Source organism: Candidatus Stygibacter australis, from assembly GCA_030765845.1.
Lineage (GTDB): Bacteria > Cloacimonadota > Cloacimonadia > Cloacimonadales > TCS61 > Stygibacter > Stygibacter australis.
The window spans coordinates 1-22,825 of the sequence record JAVCDJ010000058.1 but is presented as its reverse complement, the minus strand read 5'-3'; the positions used below and the strand labels follow the sequence as shown (position 1 = coordinate 22,825).

General features: G+C 37.0%; 16 protein-coding genes. 6 read left to right on the top strand and 10 right to left on the bottom strand.

The window, feature by feature from the left end; all coding sequences use genetic code 11:
- Positions 1-82 precede the first annotated feature (82 nt).
- Positions 83-1,297: an NAD(P)/FAD-dependent oxidoreductase gene (locus tag RAO94_03630; protein ID MDP8321424.1), complete on the bottom strand. Its 1,215-nt coding sequence runs from the start codon at positions 1,295-1,297 to the stop codon at positions 83-85.
- 188 nt (positions 1,298-1,485) lie between these two features.
- On the opposite strand from RAO94_03630, the gene RAO94_03625 reads away from it, so the two are divergent.
- Complete coding sequence (locus RAO94_03625) at positions 1,486-1,719, top strand: hypothetical protein (protein ID MDP8321423.1); 234 nt, start codon at positions 1,486-1,488, stop codon at positions 1,717-1,719.
- 1 nt (position 1,720) lies between these two features.
- On the opposite strand, the gene RAO94_03620 is transcribed toward RAO94_03625, so the two are convergent.
- From RAO94_03620 to RAO94_03595, 6 genes are all read right to left on the bottom strand, one after another.
- Positions 1,721-2,467 carry a biotin--[acetyl-CoA-carboxylase] ligase gene (locus tag RAO94_03620; GenBank protein ID MDP8321422.1) on the bottom strand — a complete coding sequence of 249 codons (747 nt, stop codon included), beginning with the start codon at positions 2,465-2,467 and terminating at the stop codon, positions 1,721-1,723.
- 1 nt (position 2,468) lies between these two features.
- On the bottom strand, positions 2,469-3,509 hold the full coding sequence (gene queA, locus RAO94_03615) for a tRNA preQ1(34) S-adenosylmethionine ribosyltransferase-isomerase QueA (GenBank protein MDP8321421.1): 1,041 nt from the start codon (positions 3,507-3,509) through the stop codon (positions 2,469-2,471).
- 50 nt (positions 3,510-3,559) lie between these two features.
- Positions 3,560-6,034, bottom strand: a complete 2,475-nt coding sequence (leuS, locus tag RAO94_03610) for a leucine--tRNA ligase (protein MDP8321420.1) — start codon at positions 6,032-6,034, stop codon at positions 3,560-3,562.
- A 223-nt stretch (positions 6,035-6,257) separates the two neighbouring features.
- Positions 6,258-7,727, bottom strand: coding sequence for an FxLYD domain-containing protein (locus tag RAO94_03605; protein ID MDP8321419.1), 1,470 nt, complete (start codon positions 7,725-7,727; stop codon positions 6,258-6,260).
- Positions 7,728-7,900: 173 nt separating this feature from the next.
- Positions 7,901-9,337: a hypothetical protein gene (locus RAO94_03600; GenBank protein MDP8321418.1), complete on the bottom strand. Its 1,437-nt coding sequence runs from the start codon at positions 9,335-9,337 to the stop codon at positions 7,901-7,903.
- Positions 9,338-9,586: 249 nt separating this feature from the next.
- Positions 9,587-11,023 carry a hypothetical protein gene (locus tag RAO94_03595; GenBank protein MDP8321417.1) on the bottom strand — a complete coding sequence of 479 codons (1,437 nt, stop codon included), beginning with the start codon at positions 11,021-11,023 and terminating at the stop codon, positions 9,587-9,589.
- Positions 11,024-11,899: 876 nt separating this feature from the next.
- Here RAO94_03595 and RAO94_03590 point away from each other — a divergent pair.
- The 4 genes from RAO94_03590 (at position 11,900) to RAO94_03575 (ending at position 16,485) form a co-directional block, all read left to right on the top strand.
- Entirely contained in the window at positions 11,900-12,613 is a 714-nt protein-coding gene (locus RAO94_03590; protein ID MDP8321416.1) for a DUF4476 domain-containing protein, read from the top strand.
- Between the two features lie 15 nt (positions 12,614-12,628).
- Positions 12,629-14,578, top strand: coding sequence for a transketolase (locus RAO94_03585; protein MDP8321415.1), 1,950 nt, complete (start codon positions 12,629-12,631; stop codon positions 14,576-14,578).
- A gap of 6 nt (positions 14,579-14,584) precedes the next feature.
- The gene (locus RAO94_03580) at positions 14,585-15,565 is read left to right on the top strand and encodes a lipoate--protein ligase (protein ID MDP8321414.1); all 981 of its coding nucleotides are present in this window, start codon (positions 14,585-14,587) and stop codon (positions 15,563-15,565) included.
- A gap of 62 nt (positions 15,566-15,627) precedes the next feature.
- Positions 15,628-16,485 carry a hypothetical protein gene (locus RAO94_03575; protein ID MDP8321413.1) on the top strand — a complete coding sequence of 286 codons (858 nt, stop codon included), beginning with the start codon at positions 15,628-15,630 and terminating at the stop codon, positions 16,483-16,485.
- Here the strand turns inward: RAO94_03575 and RAO94_03570 are convergent.
- Positions 16,482-17,102, bottom strand: coding sequence for a hypothetical protein (locus RAO94_03570; protein MDP8321412.1), 621 nt, complete (start codon positions 17,100-17,102; stop codon positions 16,482-16,484). The genes RAO94_03575 and RAO94_03570 overlap by 4 nt on opposite strands.
- Before the next feature lie 322 nt (positions 17,103-17,424).
- Here RAO94_03570 and typA point away from each other — a divergent pair, with 322 nt between their 5' ends.
- Positions 17,425-19,230: a translational GTPase TypA gene (typA, locus tag RAO94_03565; protein MDP8321411.1), complete on the top strand. Its 1,806-nt coding sequence runs from the start codon at positions 17,425-17,427 to the stop codon at positions 19,228-19,230.
- A gap of 504 nt (positions 19,231-19,734) precedes the next feature.
- Here typA and RAO94_03560 read toward each other — a convergent pair.
- Both RAO94_03560 and RAO94_03555 read right to left on the bottom strand, forming a co-directional pair.
- Positions 19,735-21,261, bottom strand: coding sequence for a T9SS type A sorting domain-containing protein (locus tag RAO94_03560; protein MDP8321410.1), 1,527 nt, complete (start codon positions 21,259-21,261; stop codon positions 19,735-19,737).
- Positions 21,262-21,285: 24 nt separating this feature from the next.
- The coding region (locus RAO94_03555; protein ID MDP8321409.1) for a T9SS type A sorting domain-containing protein at positions 21,286-22,825 on the bottom strand (1,540 nt) is incomplete at its 5' end.

Sequence of the window (22,825 nt, the reverse complement as noted above, 5' to 3'; positions counted from 1 at the left end):
ATTCTCCTTATATACTGATAAGGCAATTTTTTTGTAAGAGTGCCATTATACGTCAAGTAATATGGCATAAATGACGCAAAATTTATGCATTCTTTCCTGCCATGAAACCTGTTGAGAAGGCTATTTGAAGATTAAATCCTCCTGTATAGGCATCTACATCAATGATCTCTCCAGCAAAATATAAACCTTCTACCAGACGGGATTGCATTGTATGAGGATCAATTTCATTTACGCAGATACCTCCGGAGGTAACGATCGCTTCTGCTAAAGGTCTGAATTTTGTTAAGGTAATTGTCATCTCTTTTAATAGCTTTATCAATCTTTTTCGTTCAATTTTATTGATACTGTGGGCTGGTCTGTCAGGTTCAATTTCGCTTAGTTTCACTATGACACTGATCATTTTTTGAGGTAACAAAGATTTTAGCATATTCTGGTACTGTTTATTGTGATTTAGCTCTATTTCTCTCAACAATCTTTTATCAAGTGCTTTTTCATCAAGTGCTGGCTTAAGGTCGATGATTAGTTTTATACTTTCAAAATTCTTAATATGCGAGGAAGCTGATAAAATTATCGGTCCGCTTACTCCATAATGAGTAAACAGCATTTCTCCAAATTCTTTGTAAATTGTTTTGTGGTTATTATTAATAATTTTGATCTCAACATTTTTTAATGAAAGTCCCTGCATTTCTGTTACCCAGCTTTCTGCTGTTTCTATTGGAACCAGTGCGGGTTTCAGAAGATTTGTGGTATGTCCAAGTTTTTCGGCAAAGCGATATCCATCTCCGGTTGAACCTGTCTGAGGGTAACTTTTTCCACCAGATGCGATGACAAGTGCCTTTGCTTTATAGATATTCTCATTATGAGTCAGAATCTGGAACTCGTTATGGATTCTGGCTATATTTGTGACCTTGTCTTTGATCACTTCTACACGATTTAGTGTTAAAAACTTATTAAGTGCAGAAACAATATCACTTGCTTTATCACTTTCAGGGAATACCCTGTTACCTCTTTCAATTTTACATTTGACTCCCAGTTTTTCGAAGAATTGTATAGTATCTTCAGAAGTAAATTGATAAAAGGCATTTGTGAGAAACTTACCATTTTTGGGACAATTCCTGATAAGAGATTGAACATCAGAAGCATTAGTGAGATTGCATCTACCCTTTCCGGTTATCTGCAATTTTCTGCCTATTTGATCATTTTTTTCTATTAATAGTACTTTTTTGCCCTGCTCAGCAGATGTACCTGCTGCCAGGCATCCTGAAGCCCCTCCTCCTATTACAATGACATCATACATATTTCAACTCTTTTTTTTATACCTTTATAACTAATATTATTACTGCTAATCAGCAAATACAATATTTTATATTAGTTTATATCTGTAAATATTTAATCTTTATCAATAAAAATTTATCGTTTGACAGTTGTTATATATTATCGATATTATGCTTATGTAATCAATGTGAGATTCTAAGGGGGTATAATATGCAGGAAAACGAAAGAAAATTTTATTACTACAGGGATCTAGTCCTTTGTTTGGGAGAAATAAAAGGACTGATGGTACGACACGCACAGGCTAACTGGTTTTTAGAAATAATTTACAAAAATGGTTCTATAATGAGTTATGAATGCATTCATAAAGATGAAGCACAAAATCTTTTAAGTGAATTATCCTGTATGTTGGATGCAGAACAAATAGTATTAAAAGATAAATTTTAGATTATCGAGAGGTTATAGTTATTTCTCCAGCATAAAAGGGTTGAATAGCACCATTGGGCAATTTAAGCAAAATTGCTCCTACAGGAGAAATCCCTAAATACTGTCCTGAATATTCAGCAAATTCTGTACTTATTTTAAGCTGATGATCCCTTAAAAGGTCATGGCTCATATAATATTTTTCATCCAATTTGTACTCACTTAGATATTCTGGAAGCTCTGCACTAAGAGTATTTAGAAACTCCGTAATAATATCAGTTGAACTAAAGATTCTGCTGGTTTCGATTTTCAATGAAGTTGCAATAGATTCCAATTCGGCAGGGAATTTATCAATATTGGTATTCAATCCAATTCCAGCAAGATAGTAATTACTTCTCGGAAGGTATTTCACTATTATTCCCGCCAGTTTCTTATTATTCATATATAGATCATTAGGCCATTTTATCGCCAGTTTCATTAACGGATTGCTGATTAATGATTCAAGAGTTTTCAAGAGCTGTAATCCGCAGAAAAGTGTAAAGTTTGATTTAAATGTGAAACCATATATCCCCAGTGTGAACCAAAGCCCTCCTGATGGAGAATACCAGTAATTCCCTTTACGTCCGATTCCATTACCCTGTTTATCTGCAGTAATCAGAAAGTTTCCCGAGAAATTGCTGCTTTCAACTAATTCTTCGGCTTTTTCCATTGTGCTGGAAATATAATTGTAATGAAGATAATGGTCTAAAAAGGGATGAGTGAAATTATTCATATCAGATAATCAACATAGCATCGCCATAGCTAAAAAAACGGTATTTGTTTTCAATAGCTGCTGCATAAGCTTTCATGATGTTTTCATATCCGGCAAATGCACTTACAAGCATTAATAAAGTGGATTCAGGTAAATGGAAATTAGTTATTAAACCATCAATAACCTGGATATTTCGTCCACCCGGATAGATAAATATATCTGTGTAGTGAGATCCACTTGATACGATTCCGTGATCAGCAAAACTCTCCAGAGTTCTGGTAGATGTTGTTCCAACACTGATTATCCGTCTTCCTTCTTCTTTTGCCTGATTAATTGTTTTTGCAGTAGAGTCTCTGATAATGCAATATTCTCTATGCATATTATGGTCCTTAATACTATCATTTTTCACTGGCCGAAATGTTCCAAGCCCCACATTTAGATCTACCTCTGTGATTATCACGCCCTTTTGTTTTAGGTCAGCAAGTAACTGATTTGTGAAATGCAGTCCTGCTGTAGGTGCAGCTACTGATCCTGGGTTATCGGCATACACTGTCTGATAGGTAAGTTTATCTCTTTCTGTTGCTTCCCTGGTTATATATGGAGGTAAAGGTACTTTTCCTTCGTTTTGCAAAATTTTAAAAAAATCACCTTGATAGTGGAATTTTATTATTCTGGAACCTTCTTCCCCATAGGAAAGTACTTCTGCCTGAAGTGCATCACTTATCATCACCTTTGCCCCGGGTTTCAAGCGTCGCCCTGGTTTCACAAGACATTCCCAAACCTGATCTTCCTGCTGATTAAGCAGAAATATCTCTACATCCGCACCTGTATCTTTTTTACCAAATAGTCTTGCTGGTATTACTCGGGTTGTATTCACTACCAGCACATCACCAGCTCTCAGATAATTCCCAATTTCCTGAAAAATATGATGCTCTATTCTGCCAGTAGTTTTATCTACAACCAGCAGACGGGATTCACTTCTCTTTTCCAGCGGATACTGTGCTATCAGCTCTGAAGGAAGGTCATAATAATATGAACTTGTTTTACTTAAGTCTTTACTCATAGGTATTATCAGGGCAAGCCTTATGGGTATAAGACTTGCCCGTTGGTATATTATTTAGCAACTATTGATACCAATTTATTAGGAACAACGATGATCTTCTTTATACTCTTCCCTTCCAGATGCTTCACAACATTCTCATTTTCCAAGGCTGCTTTTTTTACTTCCTCTTGACTGGTATTTGAAGGTACAACAATCTTACCACGAATTTTTCCCATTATCTGGATCACATAGGTGGTTTCTTCCTGTACCAGGTATTCTTTATTAAATACAGGTAATCCGGCTTCATGTAATAAGCTTGTATTCCCGGTTAACTCCCACAATTCCTCACTAATATGAGGAGCAAAGCAATACATTGCCTGAGGTATTTTCATGCAGGCTTCAGCAAACACACTCTGTTCATCAGAATTCAGCTCATCTGGATTTCCTATACCATAAACATTGTTCAAATGCTCCATGATGGCTGCTATAGCCGTATTGAATTGCAGCCTGTCTTCTATATCATGCAAGACTTTCCACACCATGTGGTGTGTACTGAAACGCAGCTTTTTTACTTCTTCTGATAAATTATCATCATTATAAGCTGAAGAAGCACTTTTGATCAAATCCAGATAATCATCAAATATCCTCCAGACACGATTCAAAAACCTGAAAGCACCCTTTACTCCAGTATCACTCCACTCTGAATCCTTCTCAGGTGGTGAACTGAATAGCATAAACATCCTCACTGTATCAGAACCAAAACGATCAATGATATATTGAGGATCTACTACATTCCCCTTGCTCTTAGACATTTTGGCTCCATCTTTAGTCACCATACCCTGTGTGAGTAATCTTGCAAAGGGCTCATCACAACTTACCATCCCGATATCACGCATAAATTTATGGAAGAATCTGGCATATAATAGATGCATACAGGCATGCTCAATACCGCCTATATACTGATCCACCGGCAGCCACATATCTGCTGCCTTTTTGCTGAATGGTATCTTATCATTGGTAGAATCTGCATAACGCGCAAAATACCATGAGCTATCTACGAAAGTATCCATTGTATCAGTTTCCCGCTTAGCTGATCCTCCACATTTGGGACAGGTTGTATGAACCCATTCATCCACACTCAAAAGTGGATTGCTGGTTGTTTTACCTAATTGAACATTATCTGGCAGCAATATGGGTAAGTCTTCATCTGGGACTAATACTTCTCCGCATTTATCACAATATATTACAGGTATGGGATTTCCCCAATACCTTTGACGACTTACTCCCCAATCCCTTAGTCTGTAAGTGATCGTGGTATCACCCATCTTATTTTCTGCCATCCATTCTGAAATTGCTGACTTGCTTTCGCCGCTGTCCATACCGTCAAACTGTCCTGAATTTACCAGTATTCCAGGTTCTATATATGCTTCCTGCATTTCTTCCAGAACCAGACTTTTATCTTCATTCTGAATTACTATCTTCATGGGAATGTCATATTTCCGGGCAAATTCAAAATCTCGCTGGTCATGAGCAGGTACTGCCATGACGGCGCCGGTACCATAATCCATCAGCACGTAATTTGTGATCCAGATCTGCACTTTTTCCCCATTAACAGGATTGATGCAGACTCTGCCACTGTAAATACCCTTCTTGGTTGTATCTTCAGCAGTTCGCATGATCTTATCTTCATTCATCACCTCTTCACAGAAATCCCGCATCTCCTGACTCGCATCTTCCTGCAGCCATCTGGATACCAGCGGATGCTCCGGCGGCAATGCCATAAATGTGCAGCCAAATATTGTATCCGGACGGGTAGTGAACACGGACAAAGTCTCATCTGTTTCTTCCAGATTAAAATCTATTTTTGTTCCTTCACTTCTTCCTATCCAGTTTTTCTGCATTGTAATTACTCTTTCCGGCCATTCTTCCACTCCACTGAAATCAAGCAGTTCTTCCGCATAATCAGTGATTTTAAAGAACCACTGCTCCAGTTCCTTCTGCCTTACTACTTTCCCGCAGCGCCAGCAATTACCATCTTCCACCTGCTCATTGGCAAGCACAGTCTGGCAATCTTCACACCAGTTCACAAATGATTTCTTTTTATATGCCAGTCCTTTTTCATAAAGTCTTTTGAAAAACCACTGTCCCCAGCGGTAATAATCCGGACGACAGGTGCTTACTTCTCTATCCCAGTCCAAACCAAATCCCATGGAATTAAATTGTCCACGCATAATATTGATGTTTTCTTCTGTTGTGATTTTGGGATGGGAATTGTGCATTATAGCATAATTTTCTGCTGGCATACCAAAGGCATCATAACCCATAGGCTGCATCACATTATATCCCTGCATCAGTTTATATCTTGTGATTGCATCACCTATGGAATAATTACTCACATGCCCCATATGTAAAGCTCCACTCGGATAGGGAAACATGCTTAACACGTAGTAAGATTCCTTCTCAATGTCATTAGAGGCATTAAATATCTTCTTTTTCAGCCAGATATTCTGCCACTTCTTCTCTATCTGTTCAAATGGGTATTCCATCTATATTTCTCCTGTATTTGTATTTTTATCTAATTAAATAGGTTGTATTCTATTCCCCCTCAGGGGAGCAAAACAGGCATGATCCTGATTAATGAAAATCTTATGAACTGAGTTTTCTCTTTTTCCATCATTATCACTCCTGTTAATTTTGGTACAAAACTCAAAACTCCTAAAGATTGGTCAAATACTTTATTTTGTCAGAGAATTTCAGAATATCTCAAATCTATTCAATACTTTTGTAACCAGTAATTTCTCCCGAATATTTAATTTCTCCATCACTAGCCTTATAATCAATAAATTCATTGAATTTTTCCTCAGTTTCTGGATACAATTCCGAGATCTCAAGGGTTTTTGATTGCAGGTTCTTCCCTTTGGCATCAGATAGATTTAATCTGACAGTTATTCCTTTATATAATTTCTGAGTAGAATTTGTAACTATGCCCTCAATTGTAACACTACTGTTTCCTTGTACCAGATTTAATTCTGATAATTTCAATTTGCCCAGATTATAATTATATTTTATTTTTTTAAATCTCACCAGACCTGAATACGTTAGATCATCTTTGATCTTTTCAAACAGAATATCAGCTTCATACTCATTATCCATCTTGATATATGATTCCCAGAGCATCTTCTGCCACTTGATCCCTAATCCTTCTATCTGTCTTAAACTGCTGATTGTCAGTCCATATCGCCCATTTCTGAAAGCCAGTGCTCCTGAGTCTCTAACAAGTTTTTCTCTATCATATCTATTCTGTTCCTGATTTGCCAGCCTGTTTAAGGCAGATAATCCTGTTTCAATATTTCCTGATTCTATCGTCAAATATGCCTGTGTTCTGAGAATGTATCTGTTGATTTTGACACTGATACTTTCTGCCAGTAACTTGATCAGATAGTTTTCCAGATCTATATTAGAACCCTTGAGTTTTCCATTATGGGCATTCTCCACTTCATCATCAATAAATTTATAGATAAAAAGACTGTCTGCATACAAGGCAAATTCTGGATAGTTTCTCATAAAATATTTGATTCTCACTATTTCAGTTGAAGTCTCAGGTTTATCTATTCTTACTGATTTACCGAAAATCTTACTTAATACTTCTAAACCTGCCAATTCGGTATTGGGATATTTCTCAAATAATATTTTTAACTGATCAGGATCAAAATCCATACTGTAATTATTATCAGAATATATATCCCAGAGTGTTGCATTATCTGCAAGTTCTCCTTCACCATTAATTAATACGGAAATTTGCTTTTTAAATTCCTCTTCTGCATCCCTATCTAATAGATATTTCATCTGGAAATAATGATAAGTTAGCAGGAAATAATTCTCTATTTCAAGATCCTCATTCCAGATCCCGCGTTTATTAAGAGCATGAACAATATCTTGATACTGCTTCAGATCATTCATGCTCTGCGCCGGGAATAGTGTCCATTCTGATTCCAGAGGTGAACGATATTTTCTTATATTCCAGGTGGGATAATATTCCTTTCTATAGGTTTTAGCCAGCAATATACTACTCTCACTATCACGGGGAGAGACGGCAAGAATTCCAGTTAATTTCTTTCTGGCTTTTTGATACTCACCTTTATCAATCATTTTATCAATACTATTTCCCTTACCCAGATCACAACTACTAATTATTATGAGTAATATTATACCTAATGCTACTTTGATGATCCTATGCATTTATCCTCCATTATTGATTTCTTTGTCTTATTTTTATTATAAGCTCATAAAACTGTCAAATCATTATTTACTTGCATCTCAATGTTTGTTTGAACAACTGGTAGGGGCAGACACATGGGTCTGCCCCTACCAGAGCCTGGCAACTAAGCAAAGCTATTGATCAGCAATTTTATCTAAAACAGATAATATAACACGCTCATTTTGTAGGTAAATCTGTCCTTGTAATCGAAAATACTTCCACCATTATCATCACCATATGTTGATTTGAATTGAAAATACAACTTAGGTGAGAAATAATAGTCAATTCCTGTCGAGATATAATAAACCCTTTCAAACTCGCTGTAACTTTTTGTGTAGTTATCTGTTTCGTCAAGGTTCTGGTATGTAATATCATTATCGCTATCAGAAATATCATAATCAATACTGGACCAGAATTTAGTTCGAGTATCCGGATACCAGCTTAACTCCAAATTCAATCCCACTCTGTAGCCTTCTATATCATATTCTCTTGTTTCCCAGAAGGAATCAGAGTGTGTTTCATAATGGTATATATTAGTATATTTAGAATCTTCCTCACTCCAGAAATAGCCGTAACTGCCACTCGCTTCTAATTGCCATTTGCTGCTTAATACCTGATAATAATGAAAACTCAATCCCGGTTGATATGACCTTAAGCCATTATTACATTCAGAGTTTCGAGTATAATCATTGTAAATAGTATCTGAGTACACTTTTTCATAACAAGTTTCACTATAACCATCTGAGTTGTCAATTATGAATTCAGGATATATATCCCAGCCACTCTTGCGAATAAAAACTGAACCCATATTATATAAATCCATTATGATTACAAAGCTTTCAATTTCATCTCCTGATAATAATCCCTGCGCAATAAGCTCCCTGTTTATCTGACGCACTTTTTCCATGTTGATCAGACGGTAATTAAATAGACGCAAAGTTGTCAATTGCACCAGTCGGTCTGCCAGGCTTTCAATATCCTCTTTATTTACTGCTCTTGCCAATAGTCCAGCTTTCTCCAGCTCAGATAATATCTCCCTCGCTTGATAGGCTTTGCTCACATTTTCTACCCGCCCATAGCCTAATCCAATCACTCCGGATTCACTATAGCTATAACTTTCCCTATAATCTGTTGAATGATATTCTATCTTCTTTGTATCTGAATCTGAAAGAGAATTATGCGCATAACAAAATGCCTCTATATTGATAAACCAGTCATTGTACAAATAATGGCGAAGCTCAGCATCAATCATAAAATATGAATTAAATTGAGGAGCATCCCTTTCAATATGCAGACTATCTTTTGTAGTAGATGATAAATTATCATACCTTAATTCCGATGTAAAAAATATATCCAGGATATTATTCCTGCTGTATTGCCTGGCAAAATAGTTCACAAAAAGATCTGCATTTTGATTTGAATTTTCTACGTCATTTCTGGTATAAATACTTCCATCGTTACTCAAGTGGAAATACAAACCATGATTAAAATTATCAGGCTCCTGATAATTATTTAAATTATATTCTACAGACATAAGCATTACGGGCAACAATAATGTGATTAACATCAATACGGTTCCTGTTCTTTTCATTGTATACTCCTATGATACAAACTTTCCTATTTAATTATTTTGCTGTCAAATATTTTATTTTCCCTCTTAATGTTTGATTGAACAACTGGTAGGGGCAGACCCACTTGTCTGCCCTCTTTTGATAAGATTATAACTTTAAAGTCAGGGCAGACTGGTTGGTCTGCCCCCTAACAGTTCTTTGAGCAAATGCACAGCAGTTTAAGGTCTAAGAGATGCTTGATCATTTACTCTGTTGATCAGATATTTCATCTAAAACAGATAATACCTCACTCTAAGATCGTACTTGAATCTGCTATTATAAGTGTAAAAACTTTCATCATTATCACCTCTATATGATAACTTGAATAGTAAATTCAACTTAGGCGAAAAATAATAGTTTATCCCAGCCGAGATATAATAAACCCTTTCAAACTCACTGTAACTCTTTGTGTAGTTTTCTGTTTCGTCATCGCTCTGAAATACCTCATCATAATCACTATCAGAAATGTCATAATTCAATCGAGACCAGAATTCTGTTCGAGTATCCGGATACCAGCTTAACTCCAAATTCAATTCCACACTATAGCCTTCTTTATCATATTCTCTTTTTTCCCAGGTGGAATCAGGGGATGTTTCAGACCGCCGTATTTCAAGCTCTTCATTATCATATTCACTCCAGAAATAGCCATAATTTCCACTCGCTTCCAATTGCCATTTACTGCTTAATACCTGATAATAATTAAAACTCAATCCCGGTTGATATGTCCTTGATCCATTATTACTTTCAGAGTCTCGAGTATAATCACTGTGAATAGTATCTATGTACACTTTTTCAAAATAACCTTCACTATAACCATCTGTGTTGTCAATTCCGAATTCAGGATATATATCCCAGCCACTCTTGCGACTAAAAACTGTGCCCAGATCATATAAATCCATAATTATCACAAAGCTTTCAATATTATCTCCTGATAATAATCCCTGCTCAAAAAGCTCACTGTTTATCTGACGGACTTTTTCCATGTTGACCAGACGGCTGTCAAATAGACGTAAAGTTGTCAATTGCACCAGCCGATCTGCCAGGCTTTCGATATCTTCTTTATTTACTTCCCTTGCCAATAGTCCAGCTTTCTCAAGCTCAGATAATATCTCCACTGCCTGACAGGCTTTGCTCACATCTTCTACCCTTCCATATCCTAATCCAATCTCAGCAGATTCTGTATAGAAATATCCTTTCCCGTTACCTGTTGAATTATATTCTGCACTTTTTGAATCGCGATCTGAATAGGAATTATGTGCATAACAATATGTATCTATATTGAAAAATAAGTCTTTATATAAATATTGTCGAAGCTCAGCACCAATCTCAAAATGTGAATTAAATCGAGGAGTATCGGCATCATATTGCAGACTATCAGTTGTATTTACAGAATATATTTCATAATCCAAATCCGTAAATAAGGATATATTGAGAATACTTTGCCTGCTGTATTTCCTCGCAAAATAGTCCGCTGAAATATTAGAAGAATGATATAATCTATCTTCATGTTCTTTACTATTTACATATCCTTCGTTATATAAGCCGAAATTTAAACCATGTTCAAAATTATCCGGCTCCTGATAATTATTTAAATTATATTCTACAGACATAAGCATTACGGGCAACAATAATGTGATTAACATCAATACGGATCCTGTTCTTTTCATTGTATACTCCTATGTTACAAACTTTCCTATTTAATTAATTTGCTGTCAAATACTTTATTTATCCTCTCAATGTTTGATTGAACAACTGGTAGGGGCAGACCCACGTGTCTGCCCTCTTTAGATAATATATAAACAGAAGATTCAGGGCAGATACATTGGTCTGCCCCTGAGCCTAATCACACCCTCTCATCTTCACACCCTCATTTTTTTTTTCGTGTTTGTCCGTGTGCGGCATGGGTTTTTATGGATTGAGTGAGGGAGAATTGAATGTAAGAATTTTTTAGCCACGGATTGCACGGATGAACACGGATAATGTAATGTAAGACTTTTTTGACCACGAAAACCACGAAATGACACGAAAAAATGTAATGTAAGAGTTTAAGCAACGAACAATTACGAACAAAACGAGCTTAAGAAGTATAAGACGAGAATTAAATGTGAAGATTTTTTAGCCGCGAACAAACGCGAACAATTTTTAATTTCCTGTCACTCAATCATTCTAACTATCTAACTTGCTACCTGTTTTTAAGTCACTCAATCTCTCCGTCCCTCAGTCTCACAGTCTTACGGTCCTGTAGTCGTGCAGTCTTTCAGTCTATCAGTCTTGAATTCATGCAGTCCTGAAGTCGCGCAGTCGTGAAGTCACTCCGTCGTCCATAACTCTTGCCCGGAGTACCGTTCATCCCGATGTATCGGGACTGACTTAGTTGGGAGGTGTTTGTCGTGTTTGCGCCCGACCTGGAAATATTCTGCGGTGTACATGCACTTGGTTGTAGAAAATAATTTAATTTCAGGGGGAAAAATGGTTTTTGAAATTCTTGACAATGTGTGGTAGTAATAGATTTTTGCAATATAAAAATAAGATTTGGAGGAACAATGAGAAGATATCTTATTGTACTTATATTATTAAGCGTACTTACGGTGTTTGCACAAGACCAGTCAGCGAGTACCGGGCTTTCAGCAAAAATAGAAGGTAACAATCCTTCTTCCATGGCTTCAGATTCGCGTAATAAAGCAATTCTTCAAAAGCTCAAATCTTTAGAGGAAGAATATCTAACTCAATTACCCAAAAGACAATATCTGGAAGCAAGTATGCTTATAGAAGAAATACGAGATATGATAAATGGTAAATCAGAAGCAAAAACAGAGACTAATACTCAGTTGAAAACAACAACTGAATCAACTCAAAGCGTGAATGTTAATATGAATATCTCAGGATTTGATAATCCTCAGACTCCTGAACCCCAATCTAATATAGTTGTTACTGAGCCAGCTACTCAAAGCATTCAGTCTTTTACTGCTCATGAGCCAATGAACTCTTTATCATTTAGTCAACTGGTTGCCACTATCGAAAATGAGGATTTTGCTGAGGATCAGTTACTTTATGTGCGGACTGCAGCAAATTCTCATTATTTCAGTGTAATCCAGATCGAGCAATTATTAGATATCTTTACATCTGCAGAACATAAACTTGCCTGCTTACGGATAACTTACCCCAAAGTAGTAGATAAGGATAATTCTTTTAGAATTATCAGTCATTTCACCTATGAGGATGATAAGAAAACTGCTCAAAGCATAATTAATCAATAAATAATAGGAGTTATAATGCCAGATATTAAGGCAATAGAGCAAAAATATGCTCATCTGATTGATCAGGAGACATTAAATAATCTTAAAGCTCAATCACTGATAGCCCGTGGGTCAATCCTCAAAATGACGTCCTTAGCCGGCAGTGGTCATCCTGGCGGCTCACTATCCACTATTGATCTTCTGCTTTCTTTATATACTATCATTAACCACGATCCGCAAAACCCACAACAAGAAGATAGAGATAAGATTATCATCTCTCATGGTCACGTCTCCCCCGCTGCTTATTCAGCATTAAGTTTAAATGGCTACTTTGATCTTGATCAGATGGTTTCTGAATTCCGCTTAGCTGGCAGTATATATGAAGGTCACGTGGAACCCTGCGTTCCCGGGATCGAATGGGCAAGTGGAAACCTGGGACAAGGGCTTTCTGCCGGATGCGGCTTTGCTCTTGGCGGTAGATTAAAGAAATATAATAATCACGTATATGTACTGATGGGAGATGGTGAACAGCAAAAAGGTCAGCTAAGTGAAGCTCGTAGATTTGCCAGTAAGTTCCAGCTTAATAATCTTACAGCCTTTATCGATTACAATAAACTGCAAATCTCCGGTAAATGCCATAGGGTGATGCCTCAGAATATCAAGGAAGAATTTTTGGCTGATAACTGGGAAGTAATAGAGATTAATGGTCATGACTATCATCAGATATTATCTGCTATTCATTATTCCAGAAATAGTGAATGTCCTACTCTTATCCTGGCAAACACGATAATGGGTAAAGGTGTCAGTTTTATGGAAAATAATGAGAAGTGGCATGGACAGACATTGCCATATCAATCTGAAAATGGAATTGATCTCATCTCTGCTTTAGCTGAACTAGGTCAACCAGATGATCTTGACAGACTCAGAGCCTTGCGTCAGGAATTCACTTCCGGCAGATGCTCAATCGTAGAAGAAAATAAACCTGATCTTGCTATTAATACTGGTAAACATATTAATTATGAACAGAAAACCGATAATAGAAGTGCCTGGGGCAATGCCCTTATCGATATTGCCCAGTTAAATTCACAGGATGATCATCTTCCGATAGGGGTTTTTGATTGTGACCTGGCAGGCAGCGTGAAGACTAAAGGCTTCATGGATAAATTCCCGGCTAATTTCTTCCAGAGTGGAATAATGGAGCATCATACAGCGACCTGTGCCGGTGCCTTTTCCAAATGCGGATTCCAAACCTTCTTCAGCGATTTTGGCGTGTTTGGCATTGATGAAACATATAATCAGCATAGATTGAATGATATTAATGAAACAAATCTTAAGATAATTCTCACTCATGTGGGATTGGATGTGGGTGAAGATGGCAAAACCCATCAGTGTGTGGACTATCTGGGACAGGTGCGCAATATGTTCAATTTCAAGTGCCTGATCCCTGCTGACCCTAATCAGACGGATCATATTATCCGCTGGCTGGCAGCAAAAGACGGTAATTACCTGGTTCCCATGGGCAGGTCAAAGCTCGATATTATCCGTACAGAAGATGGCAATATTTTCTATGATGATGATTATAAATTTGAATATGGCAAAGCGGATTTATTACGCGATGGAGATACTGCTGCTCTTTTTGTGATGGGTACGCTCACAAATAATGCTCTCCTGGTAGCAGAAAAATTGCGTCAGCAGAATATTAACCTCCAGGTCTGGAATATCTCTACACCCCAGAAAATTAATTCTGAAGTCATCCAAAAAGCTGCCGCTACCGGCTGCATTTTCACTTATGAAGATCATAATGTCCATACCGGACTTGCCAGTTGCTTACAATCTGAGCTGGTTAAATTGCAATTAGCAGTTAAGTTTAAAGCATTTGGCGTTCAGAACTATCCGGTTTCCGGAAAAAGCAGTGATGTTTATCAATATTGCTGGCTTGATCCGGTTACTATTCAAGAAGAGATAATAGAATTTCTGCTAGGATAATAAATTATGCTCATTATCAAATCGCCCACTAATGATCCATATTTTAATATTGCTTCTGAAGAATATATACTAAATAACTTCACTGAAGATGTTTTCATGCTGTATATAAACTCACCTTCTATCATTGTTGGTAAATTTCAGAATACACTTGCTCAGCTTAATATTGATTACATTGAGCAGAATCAGATCAAGGTAGTTCGCAGACTAACCGGTGGTGGAGCTGTTTTCCATGATCTGGGAAATATCAATTTTTCTTTTTTATGCCAGAAGGATGAGAATAATGAAGCCGGTTTTGAGAAATATACTGAACCGATTGTTAAATATCTGAATTCGCTGGGCGTGAATGCAGAATTAAAGGGTAGGAATGATCTGGTTATAGATGATAAGAAATTCAGTGGAAATGCCAGATTGAACACCACTAATAAAGTTCTTCAACATGGTACTCTGCTTTTTTCTGCTAAAATGAGTGACCTTTCCCAGGCTCTTAAAAGTGATCCGCTTAAATTTAAAGATAAAGCAGTGAAATCTATCAGAAGCAGAGTTACAAATATCAGTGATCATCTCGCTACCCCCCTTTCAGGTAAAGAATTTGAAGAAGGACTGATAAAATTTATCACTTCTTCATATCCCACAACTGAAAGCTGTCCCTTTACCGATACTGATATCCGGCAAATTCAAAAGCTTGCCGATTCTAAATATTCCACTTGGGATTGGAATTTTGGTACCTCCCCTGCTTACAATTTTGAAAAAACCATAAAAACCAAAGGTGGATTAGTTGAAATAAGGTTAAATGTCCAGAATGGCATTATCAAAGAGTTTCGTTTAAATGGTGATTTCTTTACAAAGCTCCCTGTGGAACGACTTATCTTTGCTTTTGATGGTTGCAGACATGAATTACAGGCTGTTAAAGATATTATCAGTAAAATAAAAGTTGAATCTTATCTGGTAAATATCATTGGAGATGACTTATTAAAAGCTTTCTTTTAACTCTCAGTATTTTCCTCTTCTCCTGTCTTTCTTTATCTGCTGCTGATAATGTAATTTTACAAATGCAGAACACTTTAATATCTCAGGGTAGTGATTATTCATTTTCTTTCCCCATAGAGCTTGATATTGTTGGGAATGAATTATATGTAGTTGATCAAAAATCTTGTGTTATTAATGTATTTGATACCCAGTCGTTATCATTTATCAGGAAGTTTGGTCAGCCTGGTACAGAACCCGGCTTGTTCAATAGACCCCTTTCAGTAAATGAAGATGGATGGGGAAATATTGCTGTTTCTGACTATAATAATGACCGTCTGCAGATTCTCACACCTGATGGTGTTTTTGTGGAAGAGATAGCGCTTATTTACCCCTGGAAAACCTGTTATTATGATCAGCAGCTTTATATCGATGTATTTCCTGGAAGCGATCAGGCAGGTATTTATTCCGTAGTTGATTCAGATATCTCACTTGAGGTAGATCTTAATAAATATTTTGCGAAAAAGCGTTTTGGCTCAGTGCTGGATAAATATTATTCTTATTGCGTTATGGATTGGGGATATGTGCTTAGTTTCAGTGGTAGAGATGAAATTACTTTCTTTAATAACAGCGGAAAACCTAAAAGAACAAAAGTGGATAAACTCCCTCTTAAATATAAAAACACTCTTTATGGTAAACCTCTGCCCTATCAGAAAGGATTTTTAATCCTTGCTTCTTCAAATGATCATGCTGCTGCTGATTCCACTCAAACTGAGATTTCATATCATAACATCATCGGGCAATATGATAAAAAGGGTAATTTATTAAATGTATTTCTTTTACCAGATAAGGTCTGGCTTACAGACTCCTGGGCATTGAAAAATAATCAGGTTTTTCTCTATGAAACAAGGGAATTAAAAGTTTATAAATTCTCGCTCAATTAATCATCTATTATTGTACTTCCTGGCAGGACTCGTTTTGTCTTTATCATATTTTTAACAACTTTGTCTTTTAGTTTAAGATAAGCTCCATGTGAATTATTAGCAATCAAGAAATCCTGATTACCATATTCAGTGAAATAGAATTTTGCATCTTTTGACACACCATCAAATAATCTGGTATCCTCTACTGGCTCTATCTCTTTACCTTTCATCTTGTAACTATATAAAGTATATAAATCAGAATCCTTCTTCTCGCCACTGCATCCCTGGCAGAATACTAAATAAAAATTAGGGTCAGGCTCAAAACTCACGTGAAGTTCATCTTCATTTGCCTCTACTACTATTCCCGGAGTATCTGAATTGATGATCACTGTCTCCAGAAAATGCTCACCCTCCTGCCTGAGATCATGTTCTCGATTGATTTCAGATGACCAGTTTACAAATTCCCGCTTGATGATTATCTTTTCTGATACATAAAACTGTACTTTTTTAAGATCATCATCCAGAAGGTTGATCCTTTCACGCATACTATGAGTGAAAGTCACTGTCCGAGCACAACCGAATAATAACGCAACCAGGAGCACAATACCTGATATTTTTAATCCTTTCTTCCCAATCATAATTTTTCCTTAGATTCTCAGTAAGATTTTTTTACCGCAGAAATTTTAGCATCAATGCCTTTGTCCATTTCTGCTGACTTCATAAATTATCACCAGAAAATATCTGTCAATTGTCAAGATATATTTCTAGAATCTTATCTTTCAATGATTTTCTTCCTCATGATATGAAAATATCAAAGGCTGGAATTTCGATTAAAATTTCTTACATTCCTGAGAGATAACTTATTAAAAAGTAAATATTTCACCCTTTATCTTGACGCTATGTCACTACCCTAAAATAAAGGCCAACATGGAATTTATAGATGTTTAAGAAGGTACATAAATGCAAAAAATAAAGAACATTGCTATTATCGCACATGTCGATCATGGCAAAACCACGCTCATTGATGCTGCCCTGAGGCAGGCTGGGGTATTTGGTGAACACCATATTTTTACTGACAGGGTAATGGATTCTAATGATATAGAAAGAGAAAGAGGTATCACGATCTTTTCCAAAAATGCCTCCCTGTTTTACAAAGATTATAAAATAAATATTGTAGATACTCCAGGTCATGCAGATTTTGGTGGTGAAGTTCAACGCATCATGAAAATGGTTGATGCCGTCCTGCTGCTCGTTGATGCCTATGAAGGTCCAATGCCGCAAACCAAGTATGTCCTCAAAAAATCCCTTGAACTTGGCTTGAACCCTATTGTTGTAATCAATAAAATTGATAGACCTAATTGCAAACCGGAAGATGTTCTGGAAAAAGTTTTTGATCTCTTTCTGGAATTAAATGCCAATGATCAGCAGCTTGATTTCCCGGTTATCTATGCTTCGGCAAAACTCGGCATTGCCATGGATGAACTCGCAGATGAGAATGAAGATATCTTCCCTCTGCTTGATTGCATTATCAAAAATGTTAAAGATACTGAAGGTGATAAGTCAAGACCCTTGCAGTTCCTTGTCTCAGCGATAAATTATGATAATTACCTGGGTAAAATGGGAACGGGTAAAATATACAACGGAAAAGTTTCTTTAGGTGAGGAAATTGTCCTCCTTAAAAGAAACGGTGAAAGACTTCTTTATCGTATTTCCAAAATCTACACCTATGTAGGACTAACTAAAACAGAAGTTAAAACTGCCTATGCCGGTGATATTGTCTCACTTGCAGGTATGGAATGCGTTGATGTAGGAGAAACAGTGGCAGATCGTGAACATCCTGAGCCTCTCCCCCTTATCGAAATAGATGAGCCCACCTTATCAATGGAATTCCTGGTTAATACTTCTCCTTTCGCTGGTAAATCAGGAAAAAAAGTCACTTCCAGTAAAATATATGCAAGATTGCAAAGAGAACTGCAGACCAATGTCTCGCTGGTTGTGGAAAAAACTACAGATTCTGACCGCTTCATCGTTAAAGGGCGTGGTGAATTACAGCTTTCTATCCTGATAGAAAATATGCGTCGAGAAGGATTTGAACTGCAGGTTTCTAAACCAAAGGTCATCTTCCGTGAAGTTAATGGCAAAAGAACTGAACCCATAGAACTCGCCATTGTAGATGTAAGTGAAGAATTTGTGGGAGCTGTTATTGAAATGATGGGTGTACGTAAAGGTGAACTCATTAATATGGCTTCTGCTAAGGATGGTTATTCTCGTTTGGAATTTAAAGTTCCTGCCCGAGGATTGATTGGATTCAGAAATGAATTCATGACCATTACTCGAGGCACCGGAATCATCAATCACAGCTTTTATGAATATGAATATTATAAAGGTGATATCTCCGGAAGCGGACATGGCTCCCTGATTGCTATGGAAGCAGGTATTGCCATGGGTTATTCTCTTAATAATTTCCAGCCTCGTGGAGTACTCTTTATTGAACCTCAAACAAAGGTTTATGCAGGAATGATCGTAGGTCAGAATGCCAAGGAAAAAGACCTGGTCATTAATGTCTGCCGAGGAAAAAAACTTACTAATGTAAGAGCTTCCGGTTCCGATGATGCAATAAAACTCATTCCACCCCGCCAGTTCTCGCTCGAGCAGGCATTAGAATATATTGGTGATGATGAACTTCTGGAAATCACACCTGATTCTATCCGCATGAGGAAAAAAGTCCTTCATCATCTCGACCGCAAAAGATCAGAAAAGACTTAAACCTAACCTGAGCGATTCTCATTTGCTCTTATCTCTAATCTTTTTGGCATCTTGAAGTTGCGAAAGATTTTGAAATACCATTAAGGTATTCCTGCAATTTTTCGGAACTCAATCTGCTACAGATATTAGCAATCTGAAACAAAACAGAATCGCTCAGATTAGGTTAAAATATCTCTGCTGTGAACGCAGTTAACCCGGTAAACATAATTAACCTTGTTCACTGCGTCCACTACGTTCACAAAAATCCCTGATCTAATAAAATTATCCAGCCACCCAATCCTCAGCAACTAAGAAACTGCACTCGAAACGACACTACATTATTTTGTGGTGTCGTTTCGAGTGCAGTTGGCTGGATGGTGGGAATATGCTTCTGAATTAGAAATAAATGTGACTTGGGATATATCAATTGATATTATTATTGGGATTAGAGTTTAAATTTTTAGCATTGAAAGCAGACTTGCCCCACTTGTAAAAATCGCCAGCAGGATAAGCCTTATATCTTTTTTATTTGATCATCAGCATCCGGCAGCTTTCATTCCCCTGTTCACTTGATAATTTATAGAAGTATATCCCGCTTGATAATTCTCTGCCCTGATCATCTTTGCCATCCCAGACAACTTTCTGTCTGCCTGCCATAAATACTCTATCTGTCAGTTTTCTCACTAATTGTCCTTTGAGATTATAGATAGAGATATCTGCCCTGCCAGGCTGTGCTAATTCAAATTGAATTGTAGTTTCAGGATTGAAGGGATTAGGGTAATTTGTCAGCTTAGCGCTAACTTCTTGAATCTCATCCGGTGTTACTTCATGTGAAGGAAGACTATATACTGTTGCCGTATTTCCTAATCTTCCTGCTCCATCACCATCGTTAACCAGCAGTTCATCTTTACCGTCCCCATCTATATCTCCAATATTACTCATGAAATTTGTATAGTCATGATAATATTGAATAAATGGTACAGGCAGATAGGCATCATAATTATAATTGATCTCTTCCCCACCATAATATATAGTAATAATCTCATTCTCTGCATTCCAGCAAACCAGATCTGAGACCCCGTCACCATTAATATCTGCTACTAATATTCGAACTTCATTTGATTCGATATTATATTCCTCGATCTCTAATTCACCGGAAGAATTAATATTATAGGTTTTAAAGATGCTCTCCTGACTATACAGGATCAGTTCATCACGTCCGTCATCATTGATATCACCAGTGGGAAGCCTTTCAAAATAACCGCAATATAATGAGTCAGGAAGTATATAATCGCACACCATATCAAGCTCTTCTCCACCCATATATATCTCCAGTTGACAATAAATCCCGGTAGTATCTATATTTCTGCTGGCAGCCAGATCATCATATCCGTCACCATTAAAATCTCCCACGGCAAATAACGAGCCAAATCTTTCTTCTATGTCACCCATAATATAATAATCATTTTCCATACTGAACTCTTCTGCCCCCAGAAAAATATGGATCAATCCATCAAATACCATATCTATTTCTCCATAAGCCAGAAGATCATCATATCCATCTCCATTGAAATCATATCCCCCATTCAAGGCTTGAATATACCAGGTAGTTGGTGAATAATCACCTTCCTCAAATATAAATTCCGGTATTAGATCAATTTCTTCTCCGCCCATACTGATATAAATGGTGCCATTATCTCCCCAGTGATCATTACCCCACCAGGCAATATCTTTGTAACCATCACCATTTAAGTCACCACCCCAGGAAGCTGTTCCACTGCAATATGGTCCTTCCTCTTCAAAACAGAAATCCGGGCTTACCGGTGATCCTCCCAGATAACACCTAAACCAGTCACCAGTTGTGATCATCAGAAAGTCATCAAATCCGTCATTATTAAGATCACTTCCTGCGGGATTACGGTTTTCACATCTAAAATCGATACTATCACCTGCTGCCCAGGTAACAATTCCTTCCAATTCTTCCTGCCCCATTAATAACTGCCATAATAATAGTATAGCTATTATAATGATGCCTTTGACTGAGTTTTTCATTCTAACCTCCTTATTGACCGATCATTATTTCAATAAAAGACACTTTTTTACTTTCTCAGTTTTTCTATCAATTTTTAATTGGAAGAAATATACTCCTGAACTTGCTTTTCTTCCTAATTCATCATCACCAGACCAAACCACTGAATGCGTTCCGTATTCAAGTTTATCTTTTAGAAGAGTTTTTACCTTCTGACCTTTAATATTATAGACAAACAGCTTCACATCACTTGTTTCTGATAATGAAAAAGTAATAGTTGTTTGAGGATTGAATGGATTAGGATAGGCAGTAAGATCATAAAAAGGTTTATCTATTTCACTTTCATTTTCCTGAGCAGGGTTGAAAGTAAGCTTCTGAGCATATAGTTTATCACCCGAATATTCAGTGCTTTGAGTTGGATATTCACACCAGATATAATAGATACCCTCTTCTGTACCTACTATATTTGCAAAATTATAATAGTCTTTATGAACGCCAATATCTACTCCCGGCAGACCTTCCACACTATTTCCTTCAAAATCAAATATTGCTAATCCCAGCATTCTGCAAGTCTCTTCATCAAAGAAAATGGATTGTACCAGAAGATAACCATTCTCAGTATATATATCGCATATAGTTCTTCCGTCCAAACCGCTGATACAGATATAATCATCATTCTGGACAATGCCCTCCTTGCTCATATATCTTATCCGGAATTCAATACGAGAACCACATAATAATAATATCTGATCAGTATCCTCTAAATAATAGAATTTTCTAATTTCATCTTCTCCATTATCATAAACCTGGTCTCCATATTGCGGAAGAAGTTTTTCCCCCGCGGGAGTTATTACCTGCTTTTTTATCCGCCAGGAATAATCTGTCATTTGCGCGCGTTCATAACTCAGCCAGTAAATCACCAGATTGCCCTCTGAGAGAAAGGCAAAAGAATCTCCATCAAAATAACTGCGAGCAGTAAGAAGGACTGGCTCTTCCCAATCCCAATCCAGATTTTCAGACCAATGTATCACATTTATGGAGCTGGGGCTTTTATAAACACAATAATTTCCTGTTACGGATATGATTTCATTGTAATTTACCCCCAGACTATAATCTGCAGGAAGCTGGAATTCACCATCAACTAATAATTGACCACACATTATATTACTGGAATTTCCCCAATAGATAAAATAGTTATCCTCGCCTCTTTTTATTGCCTCAGGATGTATACCTCTATCCTCAGATAATTCTATTCCATCTTCGCCCCAAGCCAGGTAAGGTTCCTCGTCAAAGACTATTTTATGAAGATTACAGCTTTCGTCTGACCGCATCCAATTATGGTCTATCTCACAAAATATTATACTGTTATCTTCTATGATCAAGGTCTTGAATTCACTATATTGCACTTCCTTGGAAATGACCACCAAGCCACCATCCGGCAACAGAGGATTTCCTTCCTCATCCAGATACTGCACCCGGTAAGAAAGCCAGTTATTTTCACACTCCCACCAGCATAATATTGTTCTATCTGATTGAGTGATAATTTCACACTTCCTTGGTGATAATTGAATGCTTTGAAAAATAAGA